General features: G+C 44.6%; 24 protein-coding genes and 1 pseudogene. 13 read left to right on the top strand and 12 right to left on the bottom strand.

What is annotated here, in order from left to right; all coding sequences use genetic code 11:
• Positions 1–55: 55 nt before the first annotated feature.
• From ACLGGO_RS28180 to ACLGGO_RS28190, 3 genes are read right to left on the bottom strand one after another with little or no spacing between them, the layout of a single operon-like run.
• A complete protein-coding gene (locus tag ACLGGO_RS28180) occupies positions 56–277 on the bottom strand; it encodes a hypothetical protein (RefSeq protein ID WP_446421785.1) in 222 nt (73 codons plus the stop codon).
• A gap of 23 nt (positions 278–300) precedes the next feature.
• On the bottom strand, positions 301–441 hold the full coding sequence (locus tag ACLGGO_RS28185) for a hypothetical protein (protein ID WP_446338120.1): 141 nt from the start codon (positions 439–441) through the stop codon (positions 301–303).
• 43 nt (positions 442–484) lie between these two features.
• Positions 485–640 (bottom strand): hypothetical protein, encoded by a 156-nt coding sequence (locus ACLGGO_RS28190; RefSeq protein ID WP_446421786.1) that lies wholly within the window; start codon positions 638–640, stop codon positions 485–487.
• Between the two features lie 83 nt (positions 641–723).
• Between ACLGGO_RS28190 and nuoH the strand changes: the two genes are divergently transcribed.
• The 4 genes from nuoH (at position 724) to nuoK (ending at position 3,728) form a co-directional block, all read left to right on the top strand.
• The gene (nuoH, locus tag ACLGGO_RS28195; protein ID WP_446421801.1) at positions 724–1,842 is read left to right on the top strand and encodes an NADH-quinone oxidoreductase subunit NuoH; all 1,119 of its coding nucleotides are present in this window, start codon (positions 724–726) and stop codon (positions 1,840–1,842) included.
• Positions 1,843–1,921: 79 nt separating this feature from the next.
• Positions 1,922–2,536 (top strand): NAD(P)H-quinone oxidoreductase subunit I, encoded by a 615-nt coding sequence (ndhI, locus tag ACLGGO_RS28200; RefSeq protein WP_446338122.1) that lies wholly within the window; start codon positions 1,922–1,924, stop codon positions 2,534–2,536.
• Positions 2,537–2,609: 73 nt separating this feature from the next.
• Positions 2,610–3,236, top strand: coding sequence for an NADH-quinone oxidoreductase subunit J (locus ACLGGO_RS28205; RefSeq protein ID WP_446359195.1), 627 nt, complete (start codon positions 2,610–2,612; stop codon positions 3,234–3,236).
• Between the two features lie 180 nt (positions 3,237–3,416).
• Complete coding sequence (gene nuoK / locus ACLGGO_RS28210) at positions 3,417–3,728, top strand: NADH-quinone oxidoreductase subunit NuoK (protein WP_446421787.1); 312 nt, start codon at positions 3,417–3,419, stop codon at positions 3,726–3,728.
• 172 nt (positions 3,729–3,900) lie between these two features.
• On the opposite strand, the gene ACLGGO_RS28215 is transcribed toward nuoK, so the two are convergent.
• Positions 3,901–5,862, bottom strand: coding sequence for a protein kinase domain-containing protein (locus ACLGGO_RS28215; protein ID WP_446421788.1), 1,962 nt, complete (start codon positions 5,860–5,862; stop codon positions 3,901–3,903).
• A gap of 93 nt (positions 5,863–5,955) precedes the next feature.
• Between ACLGGO_RS28215 and ACLGGO_RS28220 the strand changes: the two genes are divergently transcribed.
• Positions 5,956–6,636 (top strand): Uma2 family endonuclease, encoded by a 681-nt coding sequence (locus ACLGGO_RS28220; RefSeq protein ID WP_446421789.1) that lies wholly within the window; start codon positions 5,956–5,958, stop codon positions 6,634–6,636.
• A 14-nt stretch (positions 6,637–6,650) separates the two neighbouring features.
• On the top strand, positions 6,651–6,734 hold the full coding sequence (locus tag ACLGGO_RS28225; protein ID WP_446421802.1) for a type II toxin-antitoxin system YoeB family toxin: 84 nt from the start codon (positions 6,651–6,653) through the stop codon (positions 6,732–6,734).
• Positions 6,735–6,832: 98 nt separating this feature from the next.
• On the opposite strand, the gene ACLGGO_RS28230 is transcribed toward ACLGGO_RS28225, so the two are convergent.
• Positions 6,833–8,896 (bottom strand): hypothetical protein, encoded by a 2,064-nt coding sequence (locus ACLGGO_RS28230; protein WP_446421790.1) that lies wholly within the window; start codon positions 8,894–8,896, stop codon positions 6,833–6,835.
• A gap of 593 nt (positions 8,897–9,489) precedes the next feature.
• On the opposite strand from ACLGGO_RS28230, the gene ACLGGO_RS28235 reads away from it, so the two are divergent.
• The 5 genes and pseudogenes from ACLGGO_RS28235 to mtnC all read left to right on the top strand — a co-directional run bounded on the left by ACLGGO_RS28235 (position 9,490) and on the right by mtnC (position 14,419).
• The gene (locus ACLGGO_RS28235; RefSeq protein ID WP_446421791.1) at positions 9,490–10,104 is read left to right on the top strand and encodes a hypothetical protein; all 615 of its coding nucleotides are present in this window, start codon (positions 9,490–9,492) and stop codon (positions 10,102–10,104) included.
• Positions 10,105–10,983: 879 nt separating this feature from the next.
• Positions 10,984–11,952 (top strand): MDR/zinc-dependent alcohol dehydrogenase-like family protein, encoded by a 969-nt coding sequence (locus ACLGGO_RS28240; protein WP_446421792.1) that lies wholly within the window; start codon positions 10,984–10,986, stop codon positions 11,950–11,952.
• Between the two features lie 66 nt (positions 11,953–12,018).
• Positions 12,019–12,888: pseudogene (gene iscB / locus ACLGGO_RS28245) on the top strand (RNA-guided endonuclease IscB); the annotation flags it as partial.
• A gap of 161 nt (positions 12,889–13,049) precedes the next feature.
• Positions 13,050–13,712, top strand: coding sequence for a methylthioribulose 1-phosphate dehydratase (gene mtnB, locus ACLGGO_RS28250; protein WP_446421793.1), 663 nt, complete (start codon positions 13,050–13,052; stop codon positions 13,710–13,712).
• Positions 13,709–14,419, top strand: a complete 711-nt coding sequence (gene mtnC / locus ACLGGO_RS28255; protein WP_446421794.1) for an acireductone synthase — start codon at positions 13,709–13,711, stop codon at positions 14,417–14,419. Before mtnB ends, mtnC begins: the two co-directional genes overlap by 4 nt.
• 120 nt (positions 14,420–14,539) lie before the next feature.
• On the opposite strand, the gene ACLGGO_RS28260 is transcribed toward mtnC, so the two are convergent.
• The 3 genes from ACLGGO_RS28260 to ACLGGO_RS28270 all read right to left on the bottom strand — a co-directional run bounded on the left by ACLGGO_RS28260 (position 14,540) and on the right by ACLGGO_RS28270 (position 18,131).
• Positions 14,540–15,145: a hypothetical protein gene (locus ACLGGO_RS28260; protein WP_446335974.1), complete on the bottom strand. Its 606-nt coding sequence runs from the start codon at positions 15,143–15,145 to the stop codon at positions 14,540–14,542.
• Between the two features lie 32 nt (positions 15,146–15,177).
• Positions 15,178–15,756, bottom strand: coding sequence for a Uma2 family endonuclease (locus tag ACLGGO_RS28265; protein ID WP_446336038.1), 579 nt, complete (start codon positions 15,754–15,756; stop codon positions 15,178–15,180).
• Between the two features lie 755 nt (positions 15,757–16,511).
• Positions 16,512–18,131, bottom strand: a complete 1,620-nt coding sequence (locus ACLGGO_RS28270) for a DUF2079 domain-containing protein (protein ID WP_446421803.1) — start codon at positions 18,129–18,131, stop codon at positions 16,512–16,514.
• A 244-nt stretch (positions 18,132–18,375) separates the two neighbouring features.
• Here ACLGGO_RS28270 and ACLGGO_RS28275 point away from each other — a divergent pair, with 244 nt between their 5' ends.
• A complete protein-coding gene (locus ACLGGO_RS28275) occupies positions 18,376–19,104 on the top strand; it encodes a hypothetical protein (protein ID WP_446421795.1) in 729 nt (242 codons plus the stop codon).
• Between the two features lie 278 nt (positions 19,105–19,382).
• On the top strand, positions 19,383–20,654 hold the full coding sequence (gene iscB, locus ACLGGO_RS28280) for an RNA-guided endonuclease IscB (RefSeq protein ID WP_446421796.1): 1,272 nt from the start codon (positions 19,383–19,385) through the stop codon (positions 20,652–20,654).
• 147 nt (positions 20,655–20,801) lie between these two features.
• On the opposite strand, the gene ACLGGO_RS28285 is transcribed toward iscB (ACLGGO_RS28280), so the two are convergent.
• From ACLGGO_RS28285 to mazG, 4 genes are all read right to left on the bottom strand, one after another.
• Entirely contained in the window at positions 20,802–21,449 is a 648-nt protein-coding gene (locus ACLGGO_RS28285; protein WP_446421797.1) for a Uma2 family endonuclease, read from the bottom strand.
• A 287-nt stretch (positions 21,450–21,736) separates the two neighbouring features.
• Positions 21,737–23,407: a bifunctional 3,4-dihydroxy-2-butanone-4-phosphate synthase/GTP cyclohydrolase II gene (gene ribBA / locus ACLGGO_RS28290; protein WP_446421798.1), complete on the bottom strand. Its 1,671-nt coding sequence runs from the start codon at positions 23,405–23,407 to the stop codon at positions 21,737–21,739.
• Positions 23,408–23,488: 81 nt separating this feature from the next.
• The gene (locus ACLGGO_RS28295) at positions 23,489–23,614 is read right to left on the bottom strand and encodes a hypothetical protein (protein WP_446421799.1); all 126 of its coding nucleotides are present in this window, start codon (positions 23,612–23,614) and stop codon (positions 23,489–23,491) included.
• 18 nt (positions 23,615–23,632) lie between these two features.
• A complete protein-coding gene (gene mazG / locus ACLGGO_RS28300) occupies positions 23,633–24,493 on the bottom strand; it encodes a nucleoside triphosphate pyrophosphohydrolase (protein ID WP_446421800.1) in 861 nt (286 codons plus the stop codon).
• Positions 24,494–24,658: the final 165 nt, after the last annotated feature.

Below are 24,658 nucleotides of genomic sequence, written 5' to 3' on the forward strand. Positions count from 1 at the left end.
TTGCTAGGCTAAACGCCTCGCTCGGTTTCATCCCTCGGATAAATCGCGAGGGCTTTCACCATTGCTTATCCTGTAAGTGTGTCATCAGTTTGCGAACAATTGTCACTGATAATTTTTGGTCAGGGACTTGAACCGCTTTCAGGAGTACCAACAGGCAATTCCCTTTGAGTGCAGCTTGGGCGGTAATATTGCGGTCTTGCAGCACATAATTCATCACCGACACAATCGCCGCATCATCACCCTGTTTCGCTAATTCCAGAAGATTCGCTTGGGTCATAACTACTACTTGGACTCAAAAGCTTAAAATTTAATATTTTCTTTCAGGATGCCTTGCTTGCCCCGATTGAGCAAGGGGAATAACGTTCCAGACGTACCATGGCACGTCTGGGAGAAGCAACAAGCATCAAAAATAATGATGGATACCATAGAAGCAATTGCCACAAATTAAGCCGTAATCAGGTTTTCTTTTGCCTTTTACCTTTTGTCACCGCCACACTCGCCTTAGATTGAGAACAAATCGAGACAGTACATCCGTCTGATTTAACCGTCGTAGCACATCGGCTACGATCAACGGAAATTCTCCCTTGTCTGGGCTGAGGGGATCACCCTCGAACGGTATACTAGGCAGTGAGGCTGTCAAAAAAACTTCACAAACCAAACCGATAGCATAATTTGATACAGCAAGTGTCAAATTACCTCAGTAAATATCATGTAGCTGCCAAGATGAACGCAGGAATTGACCTTCAAGGAAGTTTTATTGAATCGCTTAAAGATTTTGGCATCCCCAGTGGTGCTGCCAAGGCGATGTGGATGCCCCTACCGATGTTCCTGATGATTATCGGCGCCACCGTGGGTGTCCTTGTCGTAGTCTGGCTGGAACGAAAAATTTCGGCTGCTGTTCAACAGCGGATTGGTCCGGAATATGCTGGACCTCTGGGTGTTCTGCAAGCCGTCGCCGATGGTCTCAAGTTGGTGTTTAAGGAAGATATCGTCCCCGCCAAAGCAGACCGATGGCTATTTACCCTCGGACCCATACTCGTCGTCATCCCTGTCTTTTTGTCCTACCTGATTGTCCCCTTTGGGCAGAACCTGATTATTACTAACGTAGGACTGGGGATATTTCTCTGGATTGCCCTGTCGAGTATTCAGCCTATTGGTTTGCTGATGTCAGGCTATGCCTCCAATAACAAGTATTCCCTACTTGGAGGGTTAAGAGCAGCCGCCCAGTCGATTAGTTATGAAATTCCCCTGGCGCTGGCGGTATTAGCAGTGGTAATGATGTCCAATAGCCTAAGCACCATTGATATTGTGGAAAAGCAATCCGGGTATGGCATCTTAGGCTGGAATATTTGGCGTCAACCGGTTGGCTTTTTGATCTTTTGGATTGCGGCGTTAGCCGAATGTGAGCGACTTCCCTTTGACCTACCCGAAGCCGAGGAGGAACTGGTTGCTGGCTATCAAACAGAATATGCCGGCATGAAATTTGGTTTGTTTTATATCGGGTCTTACGTTAACCTAATCCTTTCTGCCATATTAGTGGCGGTGCTGTACTTAGGCGGCTGGGAATTCCCGATTCCCCTTGACCGATTAGCCACTTGGCTAGGTGTGAGTGAAACCAGTTCCTGGTTACAGGTGATTACCGCTTCTGTGGGAATTACCATGACCTTGCTTAAAGCTTACTTTCTCCTCTTTATTGCCGTTCTGCTGCGCTGGACAGTTCCCCGTGTGCGGATTGACCAACTCCTAAATCTAGGATGGAAGTTCCTTTTACCGATTGGATTAGTGAATCTGCTGTTGACGGCTGCTCTTAAACTCACCTTTCCCGTTGCGTTCGGGGGTTGATTGTTGATTATTCATTGGTCATGGTTAAAAACAAATGACCAATGACCAAGGACAAATGACGAATGACGAATCATAAATTATGCTCAAGTTCCTCAAACAAGTTGGCGATTATGCCAAAGAAACCGTTCAAGCTGCCCGTTATATTGGTCAAGGTTTATCTGTAACCTTCGACCACATGCAGCGCCGTCCTGTTACCGTGCAGTATCCTTATGAAAAACTGATTCCCTCTGAACGGTATCGGGGTCGGATTCACTTTGAATTTGACAAGTGTATTTCTTGCGAAGTCTGTGTACGAGTTTGCCCGATTAATCTGCCGGTGGTAGACTACGAGTTCGATAAAGCCAGTAAGAAAAAGAATCTCAAGCACTACAGTATTGACTTCGGGGTTTGTATTTTCTGCGCGAACTGCATTGAATACTGTCCCACCAACTGTCTGTCGGCGACAGAAGAGTATGAAATGTCTACCTACGATCGCCACGAACTCAACTATGATAATGTGGCGATGGGACGGCTGCCGTACAAGGTGACGCAAGACCCGATGGTTACGCCATTACGGGAGTTGGCTTACTTACCCAAAGGAGTCACAGATCCCCACGGTTTACCGCCAGGTTCTCAACGTGCTGGTTTGCGTCCGGAAGAAATTGTCGAGCAAATGGAACCTGCTAAAGAAGAAGAAACAGCGAAGAATGCTTAAAGCTAGTCCCACGGAGTCTTTTTCCGTGGGATTAATGTGTCAGTTTAACTAGAGTGCAAGGAGTGAAGGTACAGTGGATCTAGCCCAAGGGGTTCAGTTTGTTTCATTTGCGATTTTGTCGGTAATGATGATTGGGTCAGCCTTAGGGGTTGTCCTACTCAATAACATCGTTTATTCGGCATTTTTACTTGGCGGTGTCTTCATTAGTATGGCGGGATTTTACCTGTTACTAAATGCTGATTTTGTCGCCGCCGCGCAAATCTTGGTTTATGTGGGTGCGGTGAATGTGCTAATTTTGTTTGCCATTATGTTGGTGAATAAGCGAGAAGATTTTAAACCAATTGCAAATCGTTGGATTCGTCAAGGTGCAACCGCGCTGGTTTGTCTGGGATTATTTGCTTTGCTGGGAACGATGATATTAGCGACACCTTGGTCGATATATTCGGGTACGGTGGTCGAGGGTGAAGGATCAGTGGTGGAGATTGGGAAGCATTTCTTCAGTGACTTTTTACTGCCATTTGAACTCGCCTCGGTACTGTTGTTGATGGCGATGGTGGGTGCAATTATTTTGGCACGTCGCGACTTTATCCCAGAAAGCTTGATACCTCGCGATACATCAGAGACTGAGTTTTCTACCTTACCAGAACGCCAGCGTCAGTTGGCATCTGTAGGCGGAGATGCTCAAAAAAGTACCCGATAAAACGTATTGTGTTAGGGGCGGGAATAGGGACGAGTATAGGGGCGGGTGTAGGGGCGGGTTTAGCCTTTCAATAGACTTTGTGACTGATAAGTGATCAACAAAACCCGCCCGACTGGGTTACCGATAAGTGATCAACAAAACCCGTCCAAGTGTCAAACATCGAACATTAAACATTAATTCATGGAACTGCAACTTCAATATTTTTTACTGCTAGCAGCGGCTTTGTTTTGCCTGGGTATCTATGGCTTGATTACCAGCCGCAATGCTGTGCGCGTGTTAATGTCAATTGAACTGCTGCTGAATGCGGTCAATTTGAATTTAATGGGGTTTTCTAATTTTATTGACCCTGTGGAAATTAAAGGTCAGGTTTTTGCTGTGTTTGTGATTACGGTAGCGGCGGCTGAAGCGGCGGTTGGGTTGGCAATTGTGCTTTCGATTTACCGCAATCGCGACACGATTGATATGGAGCAGTTTAATTTGCTCAAGTGGTAAGTGTAGGCTGAGGGCGCACGTTAATATATATCGGTGAGGGCGCACGTCGGTGCGCCCCTACATTTTGACCAATGATTAGATTTTTATAGCTGTTGTCATAAAGATTAGGACAGATTTAACGGCTGAAATCACTATGTACTAATCATAAACCTTCTGCCCTCTGCCTTTTCACTTAATCACAACGCCAAACTTTAATGGTTTTATCCATACTGCCACTCACAAGTGTCTCACCATCGGGGCTGAAGGCGACAGCATAGACTTCCCAGGTATGCCCGTTCAGGGTAGCAAGGGTTTGCCTATCGTACAGTTGCCAAATCTTAATTGTTTTATCCATACTACCACTGGCTAAGGTGTATCCATCGGGACTAAAAGCTAATGTCCGTACTCGTTGATTATGACCCTTAAGAGTACCAAGTTCCCTTCTTGTCTCTAACTGCCATAATGTAATTGTGCCATCGCTTTTTCCGGTGGCGAGGAGTTGCCCATCGGGACTAAAGGCGACGGAATAGAAAAAGCCGAAACGTAACTGGCTATCGCCAAAACTATTCTGTTCTTCCCCTGTACTGATTTGCCATAATTTCACCGTTCCATCCCCACTGACACTGGCAATACTTTCTCCATCGGGACTGATGGCAATTTCATTAATATAAGTGGTATGTCCTGTCAGCGTATATAATTCCCTACCCTGTTGGATATGCCATAACTTAATCGTGCCATCATTGCTACCACTAGCTAATATCTGCCCATCGGGACTAATGGCGAGGGAACTAATCCATTTTTTATGACCAGTTAGGGTTAAAATAAGTTGTCCATTCTGTACCTGCCAAAGTTTAATCGTTTGGTCATAACTTCCTGTGGCTAAACATTGACTATCAGGCGTGAATGTGACAGCACAGACTCGTTCGATATGACCATTTAGAGTATGATACTCTCGTCCTTCTGGTAACTGCCATAGCATAGCCGTGGCGTCTGCACTACCACTAGCCAGAATTAAGCCATCGGGACTAATCGCCACCGCTTCCACGGAACCCCAATGTCCATTTAGGGTTTGCACAACTTGCCAATTGGTTAAGGGTGGATGAGAAGGTGGCTGGAGGCTGAGTGGATTTGCCGGAGCCTGTGCGATCGCACCTTGACCTCCTGTTACCTGAAATCCTGACAGGGTAATCGATTGAGGCGATAGCGATGGGGTAGAACGTTGGGTTAGTGAAATCGATGGGAGTTGATTTAAATCTCCCAGAACTTCAGCAACGGATTGATAACGATGATTAGTTGCTCTTTTCAGGAGTTTATTTAAAATATAGCCTAATTCATCACTAACCGAATTATTTTTTAAGTAACGCCGCCATATCCAGATATCCTCTCCCGTATCAAATAGTTGTTCAGGAAGTACCTGGGTGAGTAAATGAATACAACTAACACCCAAACTATACAAATCACTGGCAAAAATGGCTTTTCCTTTGGCTTGTTCTGGGGCAATATAGTCCGGTGTCCCCACAGTCGTTCCCGTTTTTGTCGTCCCAATGGCATGTTTAGCCGCACCAAAATCAACTAAAACCAAATTACCCTTGATTACACCTTCTTCATTTTCCCCCGTTTCCCCAGTATAAATATGCCGACGACGAATAATATTTTCTGGCTTAATATCTCGATGAATAACAGAGCGCGAGTGGATAAACTCAAGTATCGAGAGCAAATCTCGCAGCATAGCCCGAATCTGCTGTTCGTTAAATACCCCTTCCTTTGCCAAGATTTGGGCTAAATTTTGCCCATCAATAAACTCTTGAACTAAATACTGGCGATTATCCTGAGTAAAATGAGCCAGTAATTCCGGAATCTGGGGATGTTTGCCCAATTCATCTAGGCGCACGGCTTCTCGTTCAAATAATTCTGTTGCTTTCTGGACATCGCTTTTCCCCTGGTAGAGGGGGAAAAACTGCTTAATCACACATTGAGGTTTCGAGGGTTTATCCTCATCTACTGCTAAAAACGTTCTGCCAAAACCCCCTTGTCCAATCAATCCCAGACTGCGGTAACGTTCTCGCAGCAACAGCTTGGAACCGCAACGTCGGCAAAACCGCATCCCATCTGGGTTTTGGGGGTGATCGCAGTGAGGATTGAGACAATAGCTCATCAGCCAAGGGATATAGAGGTATTCGTCTCTATTTTGGCTTTATCCGGGCGCATTGCTTATAATAAATGAACCTAAAACCTAACACCTAATAGTATGATACTTACAAAAGAAGAAATCATTTATCCCTGTAGTGATGGTCAACCCATGGCAGACAGCACCATTCAATATCAATGGATTACCAAAATTAAAGGTGGCTGTGATGCTCTATTTAAAGATGAGCCTAATGTATTTGTAGCCGGAGACTTACTCTGGTATCCCGTCGAAGGCAATAACACCATCTCCCAAGCGCCGGATGTCATGGTTGTTTTTGGTGTCCCTAAAGAGGATCGTCGTTCCTACCTGCAATGGCGCGAAAACAATATCCCGCCACAAGTTGTCTTTGAAATTCGTTCGTTTCATGACAGCCAGACTAAGATGGATAAAAAACTGGCATTTTATAATCGCTACGGTGTTGAAGAATATTACCTCTATGATCCAGAGGATAAAGACTTGAGAGGGTGGCAAAGAATTGAAGGACTATTAGAAGTCATTGAACCGATGTCCGGCTGGGTTAGTCCTCGCTTAACAGTGCGGTTTGAATTACCCGAAGCCGGGTTAGAATTATATCGACCCGATGGGCAACGGTTTTTATCCTATTTGGAATTAGAACAACAGCGAGAACAAGAAGCTCAACGCGCCCAACAAGAAGCTCAACGCGCCCAACAAGAAGCTCAACGCGCTGAACGGTTAGCCGCGAAATTACGGGAGTTGAATATTGATCCAGATAGTATTTAAGGCTATACAATTGATTGGATTTAATTACGGCTATCAGGCAAGCTCCTTTTGCTGGAGTTGGTAAACCTGAACCTTTGAAATATCTGGAATCAAATTAAAATTTGTCATGAGTAGCCCGATAACCCGATTTAATTTTGTCCGACTACTTAGAATCTGCATCCCTCTGCCTTAAACTATAATTCCAATACCAATATTATCAACACTGCCAAATCCTAATCGTCTTATCCGAACTCCCACTCACCACAGTCTTTCGATCCGGACTTATCGCCACCGAATACACCGCACCGTTATGCCCTTTCAGAATATCAATAATTTTCCCTGTACTTAACTGCCAAAGCTGCACCGTCTCATCAGAACTCCCACTCACCAGAACTTTTCCATCCCGACTCATAGCAAGTGAATTAACCGAACCAAAATTTCCTTGCCAGGTACTCATTTCTTTACCCGTTCCCAGATACCAAAGCTTAATCATTTGATCCGAACTACCACTGGCAATCATTTTACCATCGGGACTAAATACCACTGACTTAACGGCAGCTTTATGTCCACTCAACGTCATGATTAATTGACCTGTGGTTAAATCCCAAACCTTAATCGTCTTATCATCACTCCCACTGGCAAGAATTTGACCGTTGGGACTAATCGCCACTGCGTTGACTCGCCCTAGCCAATCTGAAGGCTGGATCGATAAGGGAATTTCTTTACCAATTTCCAGGTTCCACAGTTTAATCGTTCTATCATCACTTCCACTAATTAAACGTTGCCCATCTCGACTAAAGACAATTGATTTAACTGAACTTGAATGTCCCATGAGGGTATAAAGTTCCTGTCCCGTTTCTAACGCCCATACTTTAATCGTATAATCATCATTACCAAAGGCAAGCCGTTTCCCATCGGGACTAAAGGCAATTGATTTGACTCCATTAAACCAGGCAAAGTTTTTAGCCAAAATTCCCATCTCCTGACCTGTTTTTAATTGCCAGAGTCGAATGGTTTGGTCATCACTACCACTGGCAAAAACCTCTCCTTGGGGACTAATTGCCACAGTATTCACTTTACCCGAATGGGCGGTTAAGGTTTGCACACAATGCCATTTCTGGGTGATTAAGCCAGACTCTGTGCGGGTTTCCAATGTGGTTAATCCCGTCCATAAGTCTTGCAGGGAATTACCAATCTGATGAATATTTTTACCCACTCCCTGAAGTCCGGCGTCGAGTTCATGTCTTAACATTGCCAGAGAAAGGGAGGAGGGTTCTGGCGTTTCTGGGGCGTTTTTGGGCGGCGAGAGTAATTGATTTTTGTCCTTAATGTCTTGCAGTTTATAGATTGTCGTCTGAAGTTGAACAATGGTTTCTTTGAGTTGTTCAATCTGTTGGTGTCGCTGGGAATTTACCTGTTGCGAGTTGGTTTCCAGGTGAGAGACTTGCTGGTTCAGGGGTTCAAGGTAGTCATACCATTTCGCGATCGCCTCCTTCAACTGTCCAAGCTGTAATCCTTGGCTAGTAACCTGTGGCGTTAAGGTGTCGAGTTGAGTTTTTAGGGGTTCCAGGTGTTCCTGAACCTGGGTAATAATCCCATCATGCTGTTGCTGATTGGCGGCGCTAAATTCAGCAAACTGTTGTTGAGTTTGGCTATCTAGGCGAATTAGTTCCTGATTGAGGGTGTCGATGAGGGGGTTAATGTAAGCCAGAATACCTTCCGCTTGCAGGTGTTGTAATGCGTGTAATTGATCCAGTTGGGCTTGGGTTTGGCGATCGCGCTGTTGGGTTTTTTCGTCGAGTTGGCTAAGATGCAGGTGCAGCGGATGGATGAGTTGATAGATGTGGGCGATAATTTCCGTGTGTTGTTGCTGATTCGCGGTATTGAATTGTTCAAGTTGTTCTTGGCTGCGGGTATCCAGTTGAATCAGTTGTTGATTCAGGGGTTCGATCAGCTGATGAATTTTGTTAATCGTCGCCTTATACTGTTGAGCGTTAATATCCTTGAGGTGATCGATACGCTCCTGAGTCTGGATGTCCAGTTGAGAGAATTGCTCGTGAATCGGTTCTAGGTTTTGATACACCTGCGCGATCGCACTATCCTGGTGTTGACGGTTGAGTTGATACAGCCGTTGGCGATTCAGGACATTTACCCCCAGAGTGAAGGTTAAGGGGGTAGCCGCGTAGACGACTTGCTGAGTAGCGGCTGCGATCGCGGTTCCTAAGAGTGAACCCCCGATACAGACATATTCGGTAATATCGAGCCAGTGGCGTTGGGTCATGGCTGTCTTAGTGGCTAATGTCCCCGATCCTTTTATTATGCATCATCGCGCCAATTTTAGACTAGAGATGTTCCTAGAGAAACATGGCTAGTTCTCAGTAGAAAACGCGAATCCCGCAAAGAGGACATGGCGCGTGAGTGTGTAGGGGCTCACTTTCATTACTATCTTCTCGGTTGCACCTAGATGTGACTAAACCCGCCCTACTATCTTTTCGGTTGCAGTACCTCACTCGATCCACTGAACCGGAAAGCGATTCCCTAATTGCGCTAGAAAGTTGTCAAGTTGGTATAGCGGAAGGGGTTCTGGTATTGGATAACGCCCCTTAATTTTCTTCAGTTCAGTATAGTGGCGAATAAAGGATGCCAAGTCTCTAGGATCTGAAGGGGTGACAAGCAGCTCAAAAGCTTGTTTGAGATCGCAAAGAATTAAGGCAATAGAAAATATTGCGCCTGAGAGCCTTTCAACTTTTGGGCTGGTGGGAACTTCAGCCGAAAGTACTTTGTAAACTTTTCCAAAAACTTTACAAATAATGGGTGTGTTTTGTGGTAAAAAAGAGCGGTCTAACTATGTTAAAGTAAACCGCTCAATCAATAATGTTACCACAATTCTATCACAGTTGTCTTAAGAATTATTTAAGTGAATCTCAACTCCTTACCCTGGAAATTTTACTTTGGCTGCTTCAAGTACACAAAGAAGTCAAGATTGAGAGATTAGCCGCGCTCTTTCCTGTACCCATCCTCTATCAAAGTAGGAGAAAACATCTACAAAGGTTTTTAGTTCTTCCCAATCTTAGTCTACCATTAATTTGGTTTCCGATAATTAAATATATATTAAGAACTCAAATTCCTCTCGGAAGTCGTGTTATTCTTGCTATAGATAGAACCCAATGGGACAGCAATAACCTATTAATGATTGCTGTGATTTGGAAAAAACGTTCCTTCCCTGTATATTGGCAATTTTTGGATAAGGCGGGTAGTAGCAATATCTCCGAACAAATAGCAGTTATTCGTCCGGTCTTAAAATTGCTTTCCCGTTATCAAGTTGTTCTCATCGGAGATCGGGAATTCCGCAGCGTTGAACTAGCCTACTGGCTGAAGCAAAAGAAGGTACTTTTCGCATTGCGGATCAAGCAAGATACTTATATCCGTCAATCAAAAGGAAACTATCAACAGCTAAGTGAGTTGGGTTTAAATCCGGGGATGAAGTAATTCAGGTTTATCAATCTCGCAGTGGTATAGAATCCTTGTTCAAAGATTGTAAGACGGGTGGCTATAACCTAGAAGGAACCAAGGCATGCATAGAACGTTTAAATCGTTTAGTCCTGTTAATTGCCATGGCTTATACTATCGCTTCTTTAAAAGGTGACAAAACTCGCTGTCAAAGGCAACAAAAATATATCTGTCGTCTCAGAGAAGTAGCAAGAAGCCAGAGACGACACAGCAACTTCTGGATTGGTCTCTATGGATTGACCTGGACTATTGGATGGGATTTTTGTCAAGTAACGGTGGCGAAACTTATGAGGGTTAATCGCTCGCTTATTTCATTATTTTCAGCAAGGATTAAAAGCTATGTATTTAATTAAAAATTATTGACTGCTTTTTCTTGATATTAAACTGTATAACTCCTCCCTATTACAATCCTATTCTTGACTAAATTTAACTCAAAATATTCAACGATTCAATAGTCTGGGGAGCAATATTCCGCTCTTCGACTTGAGCAGTAACTTAACGCGATTCGCTCTCCTCGATAGCGAGAGCTTCACACAAGGATAGACCTGACACCCATCTAACCGTTGCTGGGTCATGATTTGGTCAACAAGAGAACGATTAAAGATCATCAACATACTTCTGGAGTGTCATCCAGGTGATTATCATTCTCATTCACGTTTTTGTTCTCAATAAGCCTGTCAATAAGCTCTCATCTTTTCAAGGCTTGAAGGGGGAAATGCAATGTAAGCCAAGCTTTTGAGCTGCTTGTCACCCCTTCAGGCGATCGCGTCTTCAAAGGTAACGTCTTCTGGAATATCCACCTGATTCCATCTCGTAATAAAATGCTAATCAAGTTATCTTGATCCAAAATTAATCCTAATGCAAGCACTTTGGCTGGAAAACAATCAACTACAACTCCGCCAAGATATCCCCATTCCTCAACCACCATCAGGGGAAGCCTTGGTGCGCGTTATCCGGGCGGGTATCTGCAACACGGATTTGGAATTAATTCGAGGCTATTATCCCTACAAGGGTATTTTAGGTCATGAATTTGTGGGTGTAGTCGAGCAAGGATCGACACAGTTGCAGGGACAACGAGTCGTTGGCGAGATTAACGCCGTCTGTGGCCAATGTCAATATTGTCAGAATGGACAGTCAACCCATTGCGAAAACCGCACCGTACTCGGAATTGCCAACCGCCATGGTGCTTTTGCCGACTATCTCTGTTTACCGATAGAGAATTTGCATCGAGTTCCCGATAATTTAGCCACAGATTTGGCTACCTTTACCGAACCCGTCGCCGCCGCCTTGGAAATTCAGCAGCAAGTCACGGTGAGTTCGAGGGAACGGGTATTAGTGGTTGGAGATGGTAAACTGGGGCAATTAGTCGCCCAAACCCTTGCCCTAACCGGATGTGACCTTTTCGTGATTGGACGTTATCCAGATAAGTTGGCAAATTTATCTGCACGAGGAATTAAAGTTGGATTTGCCGATGCGATCGCTAAACGCTCCTTTGATATATCTGTAGAGTGTACAGGCAATCCGGCTGGATTTGAACTCGCCCGCCGCGCTTTGCATCCACGAGGTATTTTAGTCCTTAAAAGTACTTATGCGGGTCACTTAACCTTTGATGCCTCTTCTCTAGTTGTAGACGAAATTACCCTGATTGGGTCGCGTTGTGGTCCTTTTGCCCCCGCCCTTGAGCTACTGGCGTCAGGACAAGTGGATGTGAAACCCCTAATTCAGGGTTATTATCCCTTACGAGACGGACTCAAAGCGGTTGAACAGGCAAAAACCAAGGGCATGTTAAAGGTTTTATTGGATATGAGTCATGAACCCACTGCTTAAAAGCAGAGGCTTGTAAGACTTTATTCTTGCTACGCTCGAATATTCCCTACAAGTCTACATGACCAGACTTGGGTTAAACGGTTATGGCAACTGTCTCCAATCACTGCAATCTCAATTGAATTAGTGCGATTTGATACTCAGTTGATGCAAAATCCCGAAATTTCAGGTATTGAGTATCAGCAAGGCGAACTTGCTGGATATGAACTGAGAGAGTATATGCTTGAAAAATGGCATCGTAAGTGTGCTTACTGCGGTATCACAGATACTCAGTTGGAGATTGAGCATATTGTTGCCAAGTCAAAAGGCGGCTCTAATCGTGTATTTAACTTAACTTTGAGTTGTACCAAGTGCAACCAGAAGAAAGGGAATAAACCTATCGAACAATTCTTGAAAAGCCAACCAGAATTGCTAAAATCAATTCTGGCTCAAGCCAAGCGACCGTTAGCTGATACGACAGCCGTTAATGCTACTCGGTGGAAGCTGTTTAACTCTCTTAAAGAGTTGGGCTTACCTGTAGAAACGGGAACTGGAGGCAGGACTAAATACAATCGGTGCCGCCAAAACTTACCAAAAACTCATTGGTTGGATGCCTCTAATGTAGGTGCATCAACTCCAGAGAGCTTAACTTACCTGGTGTCAAAACCCTTGATTATCAAAGCGACAGGACACGGCAACCGCCAAATGTGTGGTACTGATAAATACGGTTTTGCGATTCGTCATCGGTCAAACAGCAAGAAGCACTTTGGCTTTCAAACAGGCGATATTGTCAAAGCTGTTGTGACAAAGGGCAAAAAGGTTGGCTCCTATGTTGGTCGTGTTCTATGTCGAGCAACAGGTAGTTTTGACATCACAACATCTTCAGGTCGAGTGGCGGGAATCTCTCACAAATGTTGCTCATTTATTTTTATGAGCGATGGGTATGCTTATCAACAATGATTCGCTACCGCTCAATTGTTTGTGTAAGGGGAAAACTTTCCTCCCCCTACATCAATGATAGAGGCTTCCAGTTTTCCCGTGGCCAACGCCGTTTTCCGGTGAAGGGGGTTAAATTTTGTCATTAAGGGTTTTCATGATCAAAACAGGGAGGTTCAAGTCGGGTGCAAATCGGATGGTTAGAAGATAAACAGACGCGGGCAAAGGCAATTGAACTGACAAATGTTATTCGTTATTTTGCCAATCGCGGTTGGACACCAGCCACCAGTTCTAATTTTTCATTTGTAAAGGATCAGGAACAAAAAACCTTTGTTATTTCTCGTTCTGGACAGGATAAAAGCCAGTTTAAACCCAATCACTTAATGCTAATCGACGAACGAGGTCAAGCTATTGCACCCAAAGAGGCAAAACCCTCAGCCGAAACCTTAATTCACCTGAGTCTTTATAAATGGCAACCCGTTGAATGTGTCCTGCATACCCATTCTCCGGCGTCTACCGTGTTATCGATGAAATATGCCGGATCTGGGATTGATTTTGCCCATCCTGGTGAAATGACCTTTACTGGCTACGAAATTAAAAAAGCCTTTGACGGAATTGACACCCACGACACAACCGTGACGCTTCCCGTTTTTCCCAATTCCCAAAATATGGTAGAATTTGCAGAGAATTTGGATCGATATTTAGCCCGGAGTGACGAGTTATTTGGATTCGCGATCGCGGGTCATGGTTTATATACATGGGGGAAAACGATTCAGGCGGCGAAACGCCATGTTGAAGCCTGGGAATTTCTGTTCGAGTGTCGTTTATTGGAGTTAAGGATTGGATGAGTGTTACGCTACCCAATATCAAGTATATTTTGTTGGATATTGAAGGCACAACCTCCGATATTCAATTTGTCCATAAGGTGATGTTTCCTTACTCTAGAGAACGGTTGGAACAGTTTGTTTTAACCCATAAGAATTTAGAGGAGGTGGTTGAGGCGATTAACCTGACGCAGCAAACGGTTAAAGCCGAAACCGGACAAGATATTGATTTAGAGGGCGCGATCGCGACATTACTCGAATGGATTGATGGCGATCGCAAACACCCCGCCCTGAAATCGATTCAAGGACTAATTTGGAAAGAAGGGTTCGAGACGGAGGCATTTAAAGCACATCTTTATCCGGATGTCAAGGCAAAGTTAGAAGAATGGACGCGATCGGGGTTAAAGTTAGGCATATATTCATCGGGTTCGATTGTAACTCAAAAAATGTTCTTCAGCCACACGGTAGAGGGAGATCTAACTCCACTGTTTTCTAACTATTTCGATTTAACAACGGGGAGTAAAAAAGAAGCGATTAGTTACGAACAGATTAGCGATGTTTTAGGATTAGCCCCCAATAAAATCGTCTTCTTTTCCGACGTTCCAGCCGAATTAGTAGCGGCGCGAGAGAAAGGTTTACAAGTGGTTCATGTCAAGCGAGAGGGAACAGAATCTTGGTCTGACGTGCCAGAAGTAGAATCTTTTCAAGAAATATCAATATCACAAAGTTAGCAGAAATTGTAGGGGCGTCTCGTCTTGCGCCCGATTCATCTGATACGGCATTGTTGTCCTATCTCACAAAATCAGTTCACGCCTCAAAACATAGGTAAATCTAAAACAAATCTTCTTACTTTACCCCTGCTGTATCATCCACACCAAAAAGGCTAAAATTTGCTCAACGGGTGGGAGGGGATAAATTACCAAATCAATCGTGACTGTTGTGGCTTCTAGTTTGAGAAATTGCCATTGGTTGCCATTACTAACAGTACCATATATACTCTGAAGCGGTTTTTCTTTAGCGATGTTAAATTTTTGGGCAGCAACCATTTCAGCAACACATTGACCAATTCCTGATTTGAGGTTGGCTTGTTTAGCCTCCACAATCACAACCGCCGGGGCTTCAATGTCTAAAAGTTCGGGGGAACGACTGAGGAGGAAGTCACAACGTCCATTGAGTCCCAGTGATTCATCGACGTTAAACTCTTCGCCAGAAAATAAACTAATTTGACGGTTCAAAATGCGCCGCACTTCTACTAAAACCGGGCTAATAATTAATTCGGATCTGGCTTTTTCACTCCCTGTAGCCACGGCTAGAGGGAGATTTTCTTCCAGAACTGCGGCTAAGGTAGAACTGGGTTGAATCGGTTCAATTTCCGGCAGAAATCTGATATTCTCTACTGTCGTGAGGTTGAAGGCTTCTTTGGCTTTAGCCAGAGTAGTGAATTGGCTGTATGGCATGGTTGTCCTATCTGATCAAATCAGTTCGCACCTCAGAAAACCGATAAATCTAAAACAAATCCGGGTAAAACATCTTCTCCTGACAAACTCGCAGGTAATTGGACAATCTCAACAGTCTGATGGGAACGATAAATTTCGACCTGTTGTGCTTGAGGATTAATCAACCAACCTAAACGCAAACCGCTATTGAGGTATTCCTGCATTTTGCCTTGTAATTCTGGCAGGGAATCGGTGCGAGAACGCAATTCGATAACAAAATCAGGACAAATTGGCGGAAATTTTTCTTGTGCTTCTAGGGTTAGCGATTTCCAGCGTTCATTGGCAACCCAAGCAACATCGGGAGAACGATCTCCGCCATTAGGTAAGCGAAATATGGTAGACGAACTAAAGACTCTTCCCAGTTGATTTTGGCGATTCCACAACCAAACTTGACCGTTCAAATCAGCTTCTCGATTTCCACTCACTCCACCGACGGGAGGCATAATAATTAATTCTCCTTTAGCCGTTCGTTCGAGTTGCCAATTTTTATTGGCTTGGCAGAGTTGGTAAAATTGCTCATCGCTTAAGCCAACCTTTTCTAAGTTTAGAATTACTGGAGTTGAAGTAATCATTGCCATGCCATAAACTCCTAGAATACCGACCCGTTGAAACTGGCATATCCTCTCATATTAGCAGATAGGAGTTAGACTCGCGATCGCACGTTTCCCCCTTATCCCCTAACTTCTTCCCACCACCCGACTGAGATAAGGAAAACTTTTACTCTTTACGCTTACGTTTTAATCATTTAAAGTTAATCAAATTTAACACAGGCAGAAAACGTCACGGGTCAATCCTGATTTGATCGGGGTTTGAGGTTGTAGTACAATGTTAACTTAATCCTGTATTGTGCTATTTTCATGGCAAATTTTTAACTTTAAACGCTTCAAACCCTTATAAATACGTTATTTTGTCCCGTATCGCTGCGGCAAACTTGAAACACGACAAGCATCTTACATTACCCAATTTTATCGATTCAGACCGAGGTAAATTTGACAAAAAAGCCCTTTTATGGATATGACGTTTAATCAAAAAGGAACAACTGGGGGGAATGGGAATGCAAATCGGTAGGAGTTAGAGGAAGTGCGATCGCGTATGACCGAGATAATTGGATCTCTGCTTGAGCCAAAATTGAGGAACGAGTGACTGGATTAGAGGGAAGAGATAGAACGCGATCATTGTTTTGGACATGGGTAGGTGTTCTTAGTTTTCACGGCATCTGGCGCAACAAAGGGAGGTAAGTTGTGAGGAGCCAGGGTTTCAGCCTTAAGGGTACATAGATGAATGTTGGCGCTATTACCGATGTCCTACATCAGACTTTTTATCTCGATCAACGGTTAACCAACTGTTTCCGAAACACCAGCCATTTTTCCATAGCATCAGAATTAGAGTCTACCCCTTCCTGCAATAAAATTACCCCATCCTCAAAGCCAATAATGCCATACTCCTGCTTTGCCGTTACCGTATCGATGAGAGATACCAGCATTTCCAAGAGTCCTCGTTCCTGATCAAAAGCTACCTGATATTGCTGCAACCGCCAAAGATCAGCAATCATATAGTCTACATTAATTACCTCCTGCTGATCATTGCGTAACCTTAAATCCGGTAAGCGGATAATTTCACGGCGACTAGAGAGATGAGGAATAATATAAGTCGTCGCCGAAACACTCGCATCCGGTGGAATTTGGGCAACTAAAGGACGTATTTGTTGCACATGTTGCCACTGTTGGGGTAATGATATATGTACCCACGGATCAAAGGAATCGGGTAAGATAAAATAAAAGGCACGATTTAATGCCGAAGCACTGGATGTATAGGAAAAAATTAGAGTCAAACTAATACAAAAAATCCAAAAATATCGAAATAGCGATCGCTTATATAAATCTTGATGCTGTGACCACCAAAGAATCGCCCCATAAAATAGCCCTGGCACTACCGTCATTGCATAGCGAATATTAATCGCGAGAACCGATTCTCCCTGACCTAAAAATAACTTAAGTAAGGGAAATCCAGCTATCATCCAAGACGCGGGTGAAATAGCTGGCACAAATGCCAAGGGTAACCATTGTCCCAATAAATAATTCAACGTGCGACCAAAGGGTGTAACCAATTCCACCAACACCCGCCCCGGATTACTCACCATTCCCCAGATGATTTCCAAGGTCGAAGCCTCATCCCCTGAAGCATATTGACCGAATCGTTCCATCATAAACCGTTGAGAAATATCCTCAGAAAATAACGGCATAACTAGATTCGTCAACAGAATCATATAGCCAAAACTTAGGCTACAAACCCCTAACCCAATGCGGGGATATCGCCGACTCAGGATTAGGTACACTCCCACACCAAATAATCCGATTCCCGCATCTTCGCGCACGGCTAAAAGTAAAACGGCTAATAGCCAAAACAGCCACCAGCAGCGTTTTTCCATGGCTAGCAGCAGTCCGAAAACAAATAAGGGAATCTGGGAAATATCATGAAAGTTCGATAAAGTTGGAGCAATAACCGCATTAGCACAGTAAAAGCTAACCGTAATCATCCCAGCTAAGGTTGGTTCCAGATACTCTCGTGCGAGAACATACAGAACTAAACCCGCCGCCGTGACGAAGGTTACCTGCAATACGGTTAATGTGGCGGGTGTGGGAAATAAAGCATACAGCGGTAACCACAGTAACAACGCTGGGGTAAAATGTTGTCCCAAACGATGATAATTCACCGTAGGAACTTCTCCCTGATGAACCACATTAGTCGAAAGTTGAGAGGATAGAGAACTCTCAAAAAAACGTCCGTGCAGGTTATTCCAGAAGACCTGATTAAAAATGCCTTGGTCGTAGGAAGAGTAAAAAGTATAGTGTCGATGTAAGCCTAAAATTAAGGTAATAGAAAAAAAGGCGAGTGCCGCCTTAATCGCTAAACTTGATAGAGATACCTGAGAAAATTTTAATCGCATCATACTAAATCCGGGTTAACTACCCCCTTTTAGGTAGGGACAAGGCAGATGGCAGAAGGTTCCAAGGAAAAAGTACCCAAGAGATAAAGGGGGTGACTTCATCGGAGTTGGCATCACTCACCCACCCATTAGACCAAGAGACAAATTGTATCGTAAATCAACAGATTCTGTTCCCGGTTCCCGGTTCCCTGTTCTCCGTTCCCCATTTTGCTACCATAGCGGGAGTCCCCTTGCTGATTGTAAGATGATCAAGACAATTCCCTTAAGCTTGTGCTTGTTGAGTGGCATCCTATTCACAGGCAATCCGGTTAATGCTGATATACCCCTAACTCAAGTCTCCAATGCATCCCCAACAGTTCCCCAAAGGATTTCCCAAGCCTCCACCTCTGCCAATGTCAAGCTGTTACTAGAAGACTTGCCAGAGGGATTTCAGGAACTCCCCCCCGAATTAGCCGCCTCACTTGCCTCTCAGTTTAGACTCCTAACCCAGCAATTCCAGCAAGCCAACCTGAACCCAGAAAATTTATTCGCCTTTGTCAATCCCGAAAGCTTCCAAATTGTTCTGGGGTTTACCAGTCCCCTGTCTAGCGAACAGGATTGGGTCAATTTTGATGCCAATGTACAACAGTTACAGCAACCCGAAATTCAACAGTTGCTAGTTAGCCAACTGAAGCAACGATTGCAAGGAATGGGAAAAATAAACCTATTGGAATACCAACCCCTCCCAGAATTGAATAATTTGGCAGATACCTCCACAGGCTTTACCTTAGGTATCGATATGGAAGGAACACCTCTACAATTAGACATGGCAACCTTTCGTCGAGGTGGAATGGTTGCGTTCACTGGGGTAATGTATCTGAATGGACAAATGCCATTAATTCAAGTTGGTGATGTTGCCCAAAAGCTTGATGGTCGTATTGTAAAAGTTTCTGCTCAATCCTACCCGGCTAGTTTAGCCAATTCTCAGTTTTAAATCCCCAACCTACAACGTAGATATACACCGTTCGTAAAAACCTACCCAAATCTGGACATAGCTAGAAATAGCTACCCAGAGTAACGAACGTGCAGGTTAAGGCTCATCACAGCCTACGTTGGGAGGGTCATGACACCAAAAAATGAACGCCAGTTTTTTGCTCTGTCGAACTCGGTTAAAAAGTAGCGACGAAAGGTTTATAAGTCCGTGCCTAGTTCTTAACAAGCCCTTTCAACATTACCGAGGCAAACATTACTTAGCAATAAGGTTGACAGAAGATGTCAAATTACGTTTTTCTTATTGATGCTCAAAAAACACCGATGAATCCGATTCATCCAGCACAAGCCAGAAAATTATTAGAGCAGGGCAAGGCGGCTGTTTTCCGCAGATATCCTTTTACTCTAATCCTGAAACGAACTATTGATAATCCAGTAGTTTACCCGCTTACTCTCAAAATCGACCCAGGTTCAAAAGTTACGGGATTGGCTCTTGTGACAGACCGTGATCAGGTTATTTGGGGGATGGAATTAGAACATCGTGGACAACAAATAAAACTAGCTCTTGACTCTCGTCGGACTGTCAGGAGAGGTCGTAGAAGCCACAATACACGCTATCGTCAACCACGTTTTCTCAATCGGAAGCGCCCTCAAGGATGGCTTTCCCCAAGCTTAATGCATCGGGTTCTAACGACTGAAACTTGGGTCAAACGCCTGTGTAAATTTGCTCCTGTTGGTGAGATTAGACAGGAATTAGTTAAATTTGATACACAAGCGCTAGACAAGCCTGGAATTAGCGGATGCGAATACCAGCAAGGTACTTTATTGGACTACGAAGTCCGTGAGTATTTATTGGCGAAATGGAAAAGAAAATGCGCGTATTGTGGAGTTGAAAACGTCCCTTTGCAGGTTGAGCATATTCATCCTAGAGCTAAAGGTGGCACTAACCGCATCTCTAATCTGTGCCTAGCTTGTGAGAAGTGCAACATTAAGAAAGGGACAAAATCAATTGAGCAATACCTTCCAAAAAAGCCAGACTTGCTTAAGCGGATACTAGCTCAAGCCAAGCAACCTTTAAAGGATGCCGCCGCCGTCAATGCTACCCGATGGGCTTTACTTAATCGGCTCCAAGAAACAGGCTTGCCAGTCCTCACAGATACAGGAGGAAAGACCAAGTACAACAGAACTCGATTGGGACTGCCCAAGACTCACTGGCTAGATGCTGCTTGCGTGGGTGTCACACAGACGCTGCAAATCCTGACTGAACACATACTCAATGTTAAAGCGACGGGTTTTGGTGGACGACAGCGCTGCCAAACGAATAAATACGGCTACCCAGTTAAACACCGTCCCCTTCGCCCTATTTTGGGATTTTGCACAGGCGATATTGTTCGAGCCACAGTCCCGAAAGGTAAATACCAAGGGACGTTCACAGCCAGAGTTTGTCCAATGTCAGACGGTAGAGGCGAGTTTGTGATTAACAAAAAACGGTTTTCAGTAAAGCTTGATTACTGTAAAGCCGTCCATCGCAAGGATGGTTATAGCTATGCCTAATAGCTGGACAAAAACGGCAACTATGTCCAAATGTGGGTAGAAATTATCGAGCAGTTTTTACCCCACCTGGCGTATATGTAGGGGCGGGTTTAACGACTATCTTTTTGGTTGCACAAGGGATGTGACTAAACCCGCCCCGATAAAGTATCATCGATCAATTCTCTCCCTAATCCACTCCCGAAAAGCTCTTAAAGCCGCACTTGAACCTTGCGTCAAACTCATTTGGACAAATGGTGAAACCCCCTCAATCATCGGGAAATTCTCAAAAGTAGGACTCAAAGAAGACTCAACATAATCACCCGCTTGCAGGACATTAATTTTTAAAGTTCCCTGAGAAAACTGCCATAACTCCGGTACTCCCAAAGCGGCATAAGCACTCAGTTGTGTTTTGGAGGTAACATCAACTTCAATGGCGAGATCAGGGGGGGGATCTACTGTTAAATCTAATCGTCTTTTGCCAATCATTAAACGATGATTTTGAATATAAAAACAGTTATCTGGCTCGATTCCTGCTGCCATATCCTGGCGCTTGAACGTCGTTGAGCCATAACATTCGCGGTCAATCTCCAATTCTTCTAGCAAAATCTTTACCATGTCACCAATAATTTCTTTATCAAACTCATGTTCTGGTAATGGCATCCTAATTTCTAATTGATTGTGATAGTAAGCTACTCTAGTCGCTCGTTTTTCACCGAGTTCTTGCAAAATATCCACGAATTTTGACCAGTTTACATCAGTCAAAATAATCCGCTGTCCTAGAGGAAGACTTAACTGTTTGAGTTGTAATGTTACCATTTATAGTTACCTTCGGGTTAACGTACTTCTATTTTAGGGCAATCACTTCACCTGTCCTAAAACCTGCACAGCTCACGGGGTGACAAGCTTTTCTGTTGTGTTGAGCCGTCCTGCTTTTAGACCATTTCTTCTTTTCACAGATAGGGTCAAAGATAGCAGTTTTATCTGGGGAACCAGCCCCCCAGACCCCCTGCGCAACGCTAGAATATATCTCAATGCTATTTAGGAATAACTTAAATAACTCTTTAACAAAGGACAAAGGACATAAGACAAAGGACAAATAACCCTTACCGCTCAAAACTGTAGATTTTTTGCGTGGTTAAATGTTCAAATACACGGGAGGGACACTGATTCAGAGAGAACATTTGCCGATCAAGCTGAACTTGCAAAGTACTCAGGGGATCAACCCCAGTAGACACCAGAAATTCTAGGCGTCCTAATTGCGACCAGGTACTGAGTGTATCTAAGATTTTCGCGATCGCGATTGAGTAGGGATGATTGCTATCCTTGTACCAGTCGGCTTCTGCCAGGTTAGCTTGATCAAAGCCGAGGTGAACAATTAAGGACGGTTTACTAAAAAGTGCGATCGCCACAGGACGGGCTTCTTCCTGTAATAGTAAGTTATGGCTTTGGGCTAAATGTCGCAGTTTTTCCAGTCGTTCATACCGTTCCGTCACCGGTTGGGGCGCATCTAGCCAATGAATTCCCACAGTAACTAAATAGGTTTGTAGCAACAGGTGACCCAGTTTCTGTGCCTTAGTTGCCAAATAGGTAGAGTTATAATCATTCGCTTCAATCAGCAGGGGGACGCGATCAACCACCTCAATCCCATATCCCCTTAACCCAGCAATCTTACGCGGATTATTCGTAATCAGGCGAATTTTTTTGACGCCAATATCATTGAGCATTTGCGCTCCCATACCATAGTTACGCAGATCCGCCGGAAATCCCAAGCGTTCATTCGCTTCCACGGTATCGAGTCCCATATCCTGAAGTGAATAGGCTTTCAGCTTATTCACCAAACCAATTCCCCGTCCCTCTTGGCGCAAATACACCAACACCCCTTGACCCGCCGCCTCAATCATTTTTAACGCGGCTTCGAGTTGCTGGCGACAATCACAGCGCAGGGAACCCAAAGCATCTCCCGTGAGACATTCCGAGTGCATCCGTACCATCACAGGTTGGTCTTGAAACTTTTCCGGATCTCCCTTGACAATTGCCACATGTTCTGAATTGTCCAAGGTATTGCGATAGCCATAAATTTTAAACGTGCCAAACTCCGTCGGCAATTTAGCCACCGTTTCCCGGTAGACGAAGCGATCATGTTCTAGGCGGTAACTAATTAAATCGGCAATGCTAATCAGTTTAAGATTATGCTGTTTAGCATACTGAATCAACTGCGGCAAACGCGCCATCGACCCATCGGGATTTTGGATCTCACAGATCACCCCGGCTGGGTATAAACCTGCCAATCGCGGTAAATCCACCGCCGCTTCCGTATGACCCGCCCGCTTGAGGACACCTCCTTCTCTAGCGCGGATCGGGAAAATATGACCCGGACGACGTAAATCACAGGGTTGAGTCTGGGGGTTAATCGCAATTTGGATGGTTCGCGCCCGGTCTTCTGCCGAGATACCCGTTGTCACCCCCAGATGGGATGCTGCATCAATACTAATCGTGAAAGCCGTTTGATTGCTATCGGTATTTTTGGTAACCATTAACGGCAAATCGAGGGCATCGAGACGTTCTCCCATCAGCGCCAGACAAATCAAACCCCTTGCTTCCACCGCCATGAAATTAATCATATCTGGTGTAGCAAATTGGGCAGCGCAAATTACGTCCCCTTCGTTTTCTCGGTTTTCATCGTCAACCACCACCAAAGCGCGACCGGCTTTGAGGTCAGCTAGGGCTTCATCAATCGAGTTGAATTCAAACAAAACAGTTTCAGGCGATTCCACGTCAAAAGCGCGAGTGCTAGATCCTTAAGATTTATAGCGTGAGTTACTTTTTGATTGTATCCCGTTTATCTGGGCAAAGAATTATCGGGGTGAAAGAGTTTTTTGTCTACAGACGTGCCATGGCGCGTCTTGAGTGCAGGGGCGGGTTTCCATAATGCTCGGATAAATTTTTTCTACCCCATCTTCCCCAGCTTCCAGACGTAGCATGCTACGTCTCTACTGCCCTTACTCTCCCATCTCCCCCATCTGTGACTGCTTTAATGCCGCTTTCGCTTGCTGCCAAAGCTGCTCTAATTCATCCAGGGTATACTCAGACAAGGAACGAGTTGCGATCGCTTCCATACCTGACAAACGCTGGATAAACCGTTGGTTGGTATCTTGCAGCGCTGTGGCTGGGTCAAGCTCATACCAACGGGCGACATTAATTAGTGTAAACAATAAGTCCCCCAGTTCTGAGAGCTGCTCCTCTTTCCCTTCTTGGTCGATTGCCTGATGGAATTCGGCTAATTCTTCCTCAAATTTTGCCCAAACCCCATCCACATCATTCCATTCAAATCCGTCTGCTGCGGCTTTTTGGGAAATTTTCATCCCTGCCATTAAGGGGGGGAGTTTCCGGGCGTATCCCTGGAGTTTACGACTCAACCGTTGTGCTTCGGCTGAAGTTTCTCCTTTTTCAGCAGCTTTGATTTGCTCCCAATTGTAACGGACTTCTTCGGCGTCTTGCACATTGACATCGCCGAAGACGTGGGGATGACGACGGATGAGTTTTTCGGTAATGCCATCCGCCACCTCTTTTAGGGTAAAGTGACCGACTTCGGCGGCGATTTGGGCTTGTAAGACAACCTGAAGCAGTAAATCGCCCAATTCTTCCGCGATCGCTTGGGGATCGCCACTGCGAATGGCATCGACAACTTCATAAGCTTCTTCAATCACATAAGGGGTCAACGTCTCCGGCGTTTGGGCAAGATCCCAAGGACAGCCTCCATCTGGCGATCTCAACTGAGCAACCACATCGATAAGCTGTTGTAGGGCAGCTAATACCGAGGCTTGAGGGGAGGTTTGGGCAGTGTCTGGGGAATTGGACATCAGGGGCTATGCAACAACCACGTAACTATTCTTAACGAAATTGTCGATTTGTGCCAATCTAGCGCTATCCTCATTCATGCCCTAAGTTTTTATAGAAACGCCGTAAAACCCACATCCTTTTAGGTGTGGGATATAAGGCGGGTCATCGGAGGTACTCCAGATGAC

The organism is Coleofasciculus sp., assembly GCF_046565525.1.
GTDB lineage: Bacteria > Cyanobacteriota > Cyanobacteriia > Cyanobacteriales > Coleofasciculaceae > Coleofasciculus.

Excerpts from the sequence above, each read along its gene's own strand:
- iscB (WP_446421796.1), top strand. The coding sequence starts at position 19,383 with ATGTCAAATTACGTTTTTCTTATTGATGCTCAAAAAACACCGATGAAT.
- ACLGGO_RS28270 (WP_446421803.1), bottom strand. The coding sequence starts at position 18,131 with ATGCGATTAAAATTTTCTCAGGTATCTCTATCAAGTTTAGCGATTAAG.
- ACLGGO_RS28275 (WP_446421795.1), top strand. The coding sequence starts at position 18,376 with ATGATCAAGACAATTCCCTTAAGCTTGTGCTTGTTGAGTGGCATCCTA.
- mtnC (WP_446421794.1), top strand. The coding sequence starts at position 13,709 with ATGAGTGTTACGCTACCCAATATCAAGTATATTTTGTTGGATATTGAA.
- ACLGGO_RS28220 (WP_446421789.1), top strand. The coding sequence starts at position 5,956 with ATGATACTTACAAAAGAAGAAATCATTTATCCCTGTAGTGATGGTCAA.
- nuoK (WP_446421787.1), top strand. The coding sequence starts at position 3,417 with ATGGAACTGCAACTTCAATATTTTTTACTGCTAGCAGCGGCTTTGTTT.
- ACLGGO_RS28260 (WP_446335974.1), bottom strand. The coding sequence starts at position 15,145 with ATGCCATACAGCCAATTCACTACTCTGGCTAAAGCCAAAGAAGCCTTC.
- mazG (WP_446421800.1), bottom strand. The coding sequence starts at position 24,493 with ATGTCCAATTCCCCAGACACTGCCCAAACCTCCCCTCAAGCCTCGGTA.
- ACLGGO_RS28295 (WP_446421799.1), bottom strand. The coding sequence starts at position 23,614 with ATGCTACGTCTGGAAGCTGGGGAAGATGGGGTAGAAAAAATTTATCCG.
- ACLGGO_RS28235 (WP_446421791.1), top strand. The coding sequence starts at position 9,490 with ATGTTACCACAATTCTATCACAGTTGTCTTAAGAATTATTTAAGTGAA.
- ACLGGO_RS28230 (WP_446421790.1), bottom strand. The coding sequence starts at position 8,896 with ATGACCCAACGCCACTGGCTCGATATTACCGAATATGTCTGTATCGGG.
- ACLGGO_RS28180 (WP_446421785.1), bottom strand. The coding sequence starts at position 277 with ATGACCCAAGCGAATCTTCTGGAATTAGCGAAACAGGGTGATGATGCG.
- ndhI (WP_446338122.1), top strand. The coding sequence starts at position 1,922 with ATGCTCAAGTTCCTCAAACAAGTTGGCGATTATGCCAAAGAAACCGTT.
- ACLGGO_RS28265 (WP_446336038.1), bottom strand. The coding sequence starts at position 15,756 with ATGATTACTTCAACTCCAGTAATTCTAAACTTAGAAAAGGTTGGCTTA.
- ACLGGO_RS28285 (WP_446421797.1), bottom strand. The coding sequence starts at position 21,449 with ATGGTAACATTACAACTCAAACAGTTAAGTCTTCCTCTAGGACAGCGG.
- nuoH (WP_446421801.1), top strand. The coding sequence starts at position 724 with ATGAACGCAGGAATTGACCTTCAAGGAAGTTTTATTGAATCGCTTAAA.
- ACLGGO_RS28215 (WP_446421788.1), bottom strand. The coding sequence starts at position 5,862 with ATGAGCTATTGTCTCAATCCTCACTGCGATCACCCCCAAAACCCAGAT.
- ACLGGO_RS28240 (WP_446421792.1), top strand. The coding sequence starts at position 10,984 with ATGCAAGCACTTTGGCTGGAAAACAATCAACTACAACTCCGCCAAGAT.